Annotated in this window: 6 protein-coding genes; 4 read left to right on the top strand and 2 right to left on the bottom strand. The window is 56.1% G+C overall.

The annotated features are described in order from the left end of the window. Both ACRXB1_RS31875 and ACRXB1_RS31870 read right to left on the bottom strand, forming a co-directional pair. A partial coding sequence (locus ACRXB1_RS31875; RefSeq protein WP_449494302.1) for an ESPR-type extended signal peptide-containing protein occupies positions 1-70 on the bottom strand: 70 nt, incomplete at its 3' end. Positions 71-83: 13 nt separating this feature from the next. Further along, positions 84-215: an ESPR domain-containing protein gene (locus ACRXB1_RS31870; protein ID WP_449494301.1), complete on the bottom strand. Its 132-nt coding sequence runs from the start codon at positions 213-215 to the stop codon at positions 84-86. 532 nt (positions 216-747) lie between these two features. Between ACRXB1_RS31870 and ACRXB1_RS31865 the strand changes: the two genes are divergently transcribed. From ACRXB1_RS31865 to ACRXB1_RS31850, 4 genes are all read left to right on the top strand, one after another. Continuing rightward, a complete protein-coding gene (locus ACRXB1_RS31865) occupies positions 748-1,770 on the top strand; it encodes a YVTN family beta-propeller repeat protein (RefSeq protein WP_075360480.1) in 1,023 nt (340 codons plus the stop codon). An 82-nt stretch (positions 1,771-1,852) separates the two neighbouring features. Beyond that, positions 1,853-2,878, top strand: a complete 1,026-nt coding sequence (locus ACRXB1_RS31860) for a sterol desaturase family protein (protein ID WP_174363257.1) — start codon at positions 1,853-1,855, stop codon at positions 2,876-2,878. A 244-nt stretch (positions 2,879-3,122) separates the two neighbouring features. Next, positions 3,123-3,983, top strand: a complete 861-nt coding sequence (locus ACRXB1_RS31855) for an EI24 domain-containing protein (RefSeq protein WP_449494300.1) — start codon at positions 3,123-3,125, stop codon at positions 3,981-3,983. 15 nt (positions 3,984-3,998) lie between these two features. Next, positions 3,999-4,245, top strand: a 247-nt coding sequence (locus ACRXB1_RS31850; RefSeq protein WP_449494299.1) for a molybdopterin-binding protein, incomplete at its 3' end; no start/stop codon positions are given.

Genomic DNA, 4,245 nt, shown 5'->3' with positions numbered 1-4,245 from the left:
TGGAAGTCTCGGATGCTGCCACCCAGGTACCGGAAGATTCGTTCCAGACTGCTTTGAAAATTCTATTCATGAAAGAAGGATGTCTAACAATTTGACAAATACTTGTCGGTTGATCGATGGAACAGGTTGCGCTTGGAATGCGATTTGGAAGTCTCGGATGCTGCCACCCAGGTACCGGAAGATTCGTTCCAGACTGCTTTGAAAATTCTATTCATGAAAGAAGGATGTCTAACAATTTGACAAATACTTGTCGGTTGATCGATGGAACAGGTCGCGCTGGGTCCGGATGATGGTCGGAGTTGGACGTGACCGTTCCTGGTAACGAGGATCTCCCGCCTCGCAAATTCTGGCCCGCTTGGGCGTTGGACAAGCTTCCTGCATGCTGCGCTTCGGACTCAGAAGCTCGGGATCATCCGCGTTGTAACGCCGGCGATATACACGATCTTTCTTAATTTGAGTGGGCGAGTCGGATAAATGGTTCGCATTGCAAACTAAGTGATTTAAGCGTGAAAATTTGTGATGTCTGGTAGATTTTCGTCGTCGTTTTCCACTGTTGCTTGGCTGCTTCTCTTCGGGGCAGTTGTCGAGCCGGTGGACTGGTGATGTTTTTTGCGGCATCGAACTTTGCACGTGACCGCGCTGGCGTTTGCGCGGTATTGCCAACAAAACGTGGAAAACCTGCGTCCGCTCAACCTCTCAAAAGCGCAAACGTTCTACAATGTCGACTGATTTCTGACTTGAGTTTTCATGCGCAATTTTCTTTGTACTCGCCTTCGTACTCGTTTCTCCCGCGCGACTGCGGCCACTGCGGCATTGCTCTCGGCGTTTTCCGTCCACGCGCCGGCCTACGCCAACAACGTGATCGTGCTGAATTCAGGCGAAGCCACGCTCAGTCTCATCGACGAAGCGACTCGCCAGGTCGTGGCCACGATTCCGACCGGCAAGGAGCCGCATCATTTGATGGCAACACCGGACAATTCGTCGCTGATCGTGGCGAACTCGGTGTCGAACAACCTGATGTTCGTGGACCCGAAAACAGGCAAGCCTCAGCGCTGGGTCGAAAATATCGAGGACCCGTATCAGGTCGGTTTTTCGCCGGACAACAAGTGGTTTGTGTCAACCGGCTTGCGGCTCGACCGGCTGGACATCTACCGCTATGACGGCAAGAATATTTCGATCGCAAAGCGCATCCCGCTCGCGGTCATGCCGAGCCATATCGCGTTCACGAACGACAGCAAGACTGCGTTCATTTCGCTACAGGTATCCGGCGAGATCGCAGCTATTGATCTGGCAACGCAGACCGTGAAATGGAAGATGAAGGTGGGGCCGGTGCCCGCCGGTCTCTGGATGACGCCGAACGACAAGTACATGCTGGTTGGCATGACAGGCGCGGATTATGTCGCCGTGGTGGATTGGCGTAACCAGAAGATCGTCAAGACAATCAAGACCGGGAACGGCGCGCATAACTTCCGCTCGCTGGCGGACGGCAAGCATGTCGTGGTGTCAAATCGCGTCGCGAGCACAATCAGTGTCATTGACCAAGATTCGCTCACGAATGTCGGCGACATCACCGGTCTGCTTCCCGGTCCGGACGATATGGAACTTTCCGCTGACAAACGCTATCTTTGGGTAACGTTCCGGTTCGCGAAGAAAGTCGGAATCATTGATCTGACAAATCGCAAGCTCATACAGACAATCGCTGTGGGCCGTTCGCCGCATGGCATCTATTTTTACGACCGGGCGCCGGTGTTTGGCCCGAACGGCGGCTGAGGCGAGGGGCCGGGTCGCGAGTCACGTTGAGGTTGAAGGGCGATGCTTTGCCGGCAGCGCCTGGTAACGGTTACGGAGTTTCATGTTTCAATCCATCATTTCCATGCTGGACACGGTTGTCTCGACAATTCAGACATCCCTGTACATCGATGTCGTGCAGCCGCTCCTGTTCAAGGTCGGCTTGATGGGCTATGACGAAGACACGTACGACGCGCTCTATTGGGTGATCGTGGGTGTGTTCGAAGTGCTTGTCATGTACGCGATCCTCAGACCGCTGGAGGCGCTCCGTCCGGCGGAGAAATGGGAAAACAGGAAAGGCGTGCGCGTAGACGCGCTCTATACGTGGATCGTCAAGCTTGGCATTCTGAATCTGTTCTTTTTCTTTACCTTCCAGCCGTTCTTCGACAGTTTTCAAAGCTGGCTGCGGATTCACAATATAGCGAACCTCCAGCTCGACAATCTTTGGCCGGGTGTCACCTCTGAACCCATCGTTGCATTCGCAATCTATCTGGTTGTGCTTGATTTTGCCGGCTATTGGTATCACCGGATGGAACATCGAATCGGTATCTGGTGGGAGCTGCACGCGGTTCATCACAGCCAGCAAAAAATGTCGCTTTGGACCGACGACCGGAACCATTTGCTCGACGACATCATGCAAGCGGGTTTCTTTGCTGCCATCGCGCTGGTGATTGGCGTGCCGCCTTCGCAATTCGTCGTGCTCGTCGCGATCACCAACCTCATGCAAAGTATTCAGCACGCCAATATCCGCGTGTATTTCGGCTGGTTGGGCGAACGTCTGCTGGTCAGCCCTTCGTTTCACAGACGGCATCACGCGATCGGATATGGCCACGAAGGTACGGCGTACGGATGCAACTTCGGCGTGCTGCTGCCGTGGTGGGACATGATGTTCAGGAGCGTGTCGTGGAATCGCGAGCTCGAGCCGACCGGTATCCGGGATCAACTGGCCAGTCCGGACGCACCGGGACGCGATTACGGGGACGGTTTTATTGCGCAGCACTGGCTGGCGTTCAAACGGATCGGAGAACGCATCGCATCCCACCGGGCAATGCGCGCGCCCGGGTCCGACTCTGACGCCACAGCGGTTTAGCGGGCCTTTCTCGAGAGAGCTTTTTGCTGTTTTCGCAATTTTTTGCAGTCTGACACGGCGATGCTCTCTTTGGGACTGACCGGTGCACGGCGCAGGCAGTCGCTCTCGCGCAGCTTCAATTTCTGTTGTCGGCCTGCAACCGGCGATGTTTTCTGCAACGCCGGCGTTAGCCATCCGGACGAGCAGCGCGCAATGCGCGCTCTGGTTTATCCTAGCTTCTTTCCCTCTCTCAAACGATCTCCGCATGAATGACTTGCTGCGTTCGTTCGTGCGTGCTCTCGCGAACGCGTTTCATCCGAGGATGCTCTGGCTGACGTTCATGCCCTTCGCCGTGGCGACGGTCGCATGGGGCGCTGTCTTGTGGTTTTTCTGGCAAACGCTGACAGGCGCTGCGCGCAACTGGCTCGACAGCTGGGCATTTACATCGGCTATGTACCGGCTCTTCGATTCTGTCGGGTTCTCATCGCTGCATGTCGTGATCGCGCCGTTTTTCATCGTGATCATGGCAATCCCGTTGATCGTGGTGACCATTCTGCTGCTCATCGCGACGCTTTCGATGCCGTCGGTGATCAAGCTGCTGACACGGCGCCAGTACGCATCGCTTGATATGCGGCGGGGCGGATCGTGGTACGGCAGTCTCGGGCATTCGGTCGTCACTACCGTCGTGTGCCTCGTGCTGTTGGTCGTCACGCTGCCGCTATGGCTGATTCCGCCATTTTTCGCAATCATTCCGCCCGTGCTGTGGGGTTGGCTGACGTACCGGGTGATGACTTATGACGCGCTCGCGATGCACGCCAGCGCAGACGAGCGGCGTACGATCGTGCGGCGCTCGCGTTGGCCGCTGTTTGGTATTGGTGTGGTCAGCGGTTTGCTGGGGTCTCTGCCGACGATGTTGTGGGCGTGGTCAGTATGGCTGCTGCCGTTGTTCCCGATCGTCGCCGCGGCGACCATCTGGATTTACGCATTTATTCTGGTTTTTTCGGCGCTCTGGTTTGCACATTATTGCTTGCATGCGCTCGAGCGCTTGCGCATCGAAACCGCTACAGCGCCTGCGCTGAGCGGTCATGGCGCGGCTGCCGAGTTGCACACTCCGGCTAATTACTAAGATCAGGGAGCATTCATGGGCTTTGGCGTGATCATCATTGGTGACGAAATCTTGTCCGGCCGAAGGTCCGACAAGCATCTGCCAAAAGTTATCGAATTTTTGTCGGCGCGCGGTCTGGCGCTGGATTGGGCCGAATATATAGGCGATAACCGCGAGCGGATTACAGCCACGCTCAAGCGGGCGTTTGCATCGGGCGACGTTGTGTTCTCGACCGGGGGTATCGGCGCCACGCCCGACGATCACACGCGCCAGTGCGCGGCGA

This window comes from Caballeronia sp. M23-90 (assembly GCF_053574605.1).
Note: the sequence above shows the minus strand (reverse complement) of the source record. Positions and strands in the feature narration are given on the sequence as shown.